This window comes from Dolichospermum sp. UHCC 0352 (assembly GCF_009711925.1).
Classification (GTDB): Bacteria; Cyanobacteriota; Cyanobacteriia; order Cyanobacteriales; family Nostocaceae; genus Dolichospermum; species Dolichospermum lemmermannii.
The window spans coordinates 1-2,374 of sequence record NZ_VIKY01000016.1 but is presented as its reverse complement, the minus strand read 5'-3'; the positions used below and the strand labels follow the sequence as shown (position 1 = coordinate 2,374).

General features: G+C 37.9%; 4 protein-coding genes. 1 reads left to right on the top strand and 3 read right to left on the bottom strand.

Annotated features, from left to right (window positions below):
- Positions 1 to 128 precede the first annotated feature (128 nt).
- The gene (locus tag FJR06_RS01310) at positions 129 to 305 is read right to left on the bottom strand and encodes a hypothetical protein (RefSeq protein WP_158310520.1); all 177 of its coding nucleotides are present in this window, start codon (positions 303 to 305) and stop codon (positions 129 to 131) included.
- 324 nt (positions 306 to 629) lie between these two features.
- Between FJR06_RS01310 and FJR06_RS01305 the strand changes: the two genes are divergently transcribed.
- The gene (locus FJR06_RS01305; RefSeq protein WP_015079963.1) at positions 630 to 1,340 is read left to right on the top strand and encodes a tetratricopeptide repeat protein; all 711 of its coding nucleotides are present in this window, start codon (positions 630 to 632) and stop codon (positions 1,338 to 1,340) included.
- Between the two features lie 142 nt (positions 1,341 to 1,482).
- On the opposite strand, the gene FJR06_RS01300 is transcribed toward FJR06_RS01305, so the two are convergent.
- Together FJR06_RS01300 and psaM are read right to left on the bottom strand one after the other, a co-directional pair.
- Positions 1,483 to 1,893: a hypothetical protein gene (locus FJR06_RS01300; protein ID WP_015079964.1), complete on the bottom strand. Its 411-nt coding sequence runs from the start codon at positions 1,891 to 1,893 to the stop codon at positions 1,483 to 1,485.
- Between the two features lie 243 nt (positions 1,894 to 2,136).
- Positions 2,137 to 2,232 carry a photosystem I reaction center subunit XII gene (psaM, locus tag FJR06_RS01295; protein ID WP_006196319.1) on the bottom strand — a complete coding sequence of 32 codons (96 nt, stop codon included), beginning with the start codon at positions 2,230 to 2,232 and terminating at the stop codon, positions 2,137 to 2,139.
- Positions 2,233 to 2,374: the final 142 nt, after the last annotated feature.

Below are 2,374 nucleotides of genomic sequence, written 5' to 3'. Positions count from 1 at the left end.
CAGTGCTAAACCCCTACGTTTAGAATCAAACAATCAAGCCGTTTTGAGTATAACACCTAAAAATCCTAAAAATTTTTAGGTGACAATTCTAGCCGCATTTAGTACCCGTTTGCGCTCTATCGAATAATTTAAGATGTGGGAATTTGTTTACAGATAGCTTCTAATGCGGCTGAAGGAATGGGTTCTATCACTTCAATTTGATCCACTTCCCCATCTTCTTTATATAAGCACGTAGCTAAACAAAGCACAATATAGTCATCGGTATTGAGGGCGGTAGCATCAGCATAAGCAATTATTGTTGTCATGAGAAATGTCTCTTCTAGAATTGGTAAATAGGGGTTGGTTAGTTGTTAGTTGTCCGTTGTCATTGGTAAAACTCTTATTGCCTATTGCCTATTGCCTATTACCTCTTCCCTCTTCCCTCTTCCCCTGATCATTAAAATTTACACTTCAATTCTTCAGAATTTTACTGATTCGGGAATTGAACTTGGGTATGAAGTATACATTATTAGATTTATGGCTCATCTGTTGTTGGATGTAAAATCCACGTCCTTCAATCATCCTAGAGTCATTAGGACACAAAAACTGTAACTTTATTTGACAAACCAAGTAAACCAAATAGGCAAAGTATGAATAAGCACTCTTTTTTAAATTCTGGTATTCAAAACAATCAAGTATGTCTTTCTGATCAAAACAATCCTTGTCATCAATGTGCGCCGTTACAGGATGGTAATGAATCAATGTTGGAAGAACGTTATTTACGCTCTTGTGCTTTGAAGTTAGCACAACAAGGGGATTATACTAAAGCGATCGCACTGTTAAGTCACCTGATTGACCATCATCCCGAAAATGCGGTCGATTACAATAACCGAGGGCTGATTTATTTTCAAAGTGGTGATAGCCAAAAAGCTATCTCTGATTATAACAAAGCCTTGGATTTAAATTCTAAATTAGCTAGTGCCTACAATAATCGGGCTAATTATTACGCTGCTTGTGGTGAATTAACAGCCGCATTGGCTGATTATGAACAAGCATTGGATCTAAATCCCCATCATGTTCGGGCTTGGATTAATCGTAGTATTACTTTACGCGACTTGGGAGACTATGCAGAAGCTATTGAAAACTTAGAAATTGCCATGCTGTTTGGTCAACTCAAAGGCAACATTTGGGCGGAACAGGGACGGACTTATCATCTCTGGGGTGATTGGAATTGTGCAATTGCGAATTATCGTCGCGCATTGGCAGAACTACCATCTTTAAATCATCAAGATGTTTCCGGTTATCGCTTACGGTTACAAATCGAAAACTGGTTAAACGAGTTGCTCTTTTTTGAAGACTAATTTAGTAGATGGCTTAATTCAGAGTTTTAGGCATTCAATTTGTAAAACTGACTCAAAAATTTGAGTTTCATGACTAAATATAAAGTTGTATCATTTGGTAGTCACCCTAATAACCGTGATGATTAATATATTTTCTGCACTTTTATGGTGCTGAGTTAGATTGTTCCGTTCCAGTCTGCTCTTGATTCATCAATATAACTGGACGCTGATTAGGGTCAAAGCGAAATGATTTTTGTTGCATAATACTTTTAGCTTCCCCAGGATCAAAGTTGCGGCTAAATTCTGTCTGCAAGTTTTGCACACGCCCTTCCATAACTTTTACTTCGGTACGAACTGTTCGCAACTTATCCTGTTGTGACCAATGATAAGGTAATAATTGTACTAAAGCAGATACTGCTGCTGCACTAATAACTATATTAACTGCTACTTTGGCTGTAGTTTCCAGTGCCATTATTTGATAAGCACGTTGGCGTAAATGTCGTTTAGGTCTGGGTACAGTTCGGCGTTGTTCTACGGGCTGTAGAGGAGGTTTAGATGGTTGAAACGCATTCATGGTGCTAACAAAAAACTCGCTGATTTACGGTAATTACCGTCAAAAGCAAACAGGTGCTAATTGCGGCTTAATTTAGCTGCCATATTACTCCATTTTCTGGAAATTTATACAAGTATGAAGATGAATAAAATATTACCTAGTAAAGTAGGGGCGATTCCTAAAATTCCCATAGTTTAGAACTACAAGTATTTGAAATCTACTCCTACTTATGGATTAAGCACCTGTAACAGCGTTACACTGGTGTTATTTGTATAGTTCTGTAGCTAAACGCCAAGCTAGAATTCCTGGAATTAGCGCTACAGCTAATGCAATGTAAACTTGGGTATCTGAGATAGGCATGATGGAAATCCTCCTAAGTTGAACTTGATTTTCAAGACTCCGTTTACTACTTTTCACTGTTTTAGCAGGATTAGGAAACATCTTGTTACAAGATGCAACAAAAACTGGGGATTGGTCAGTTGTCAGTAGGGGCGAAGCATTT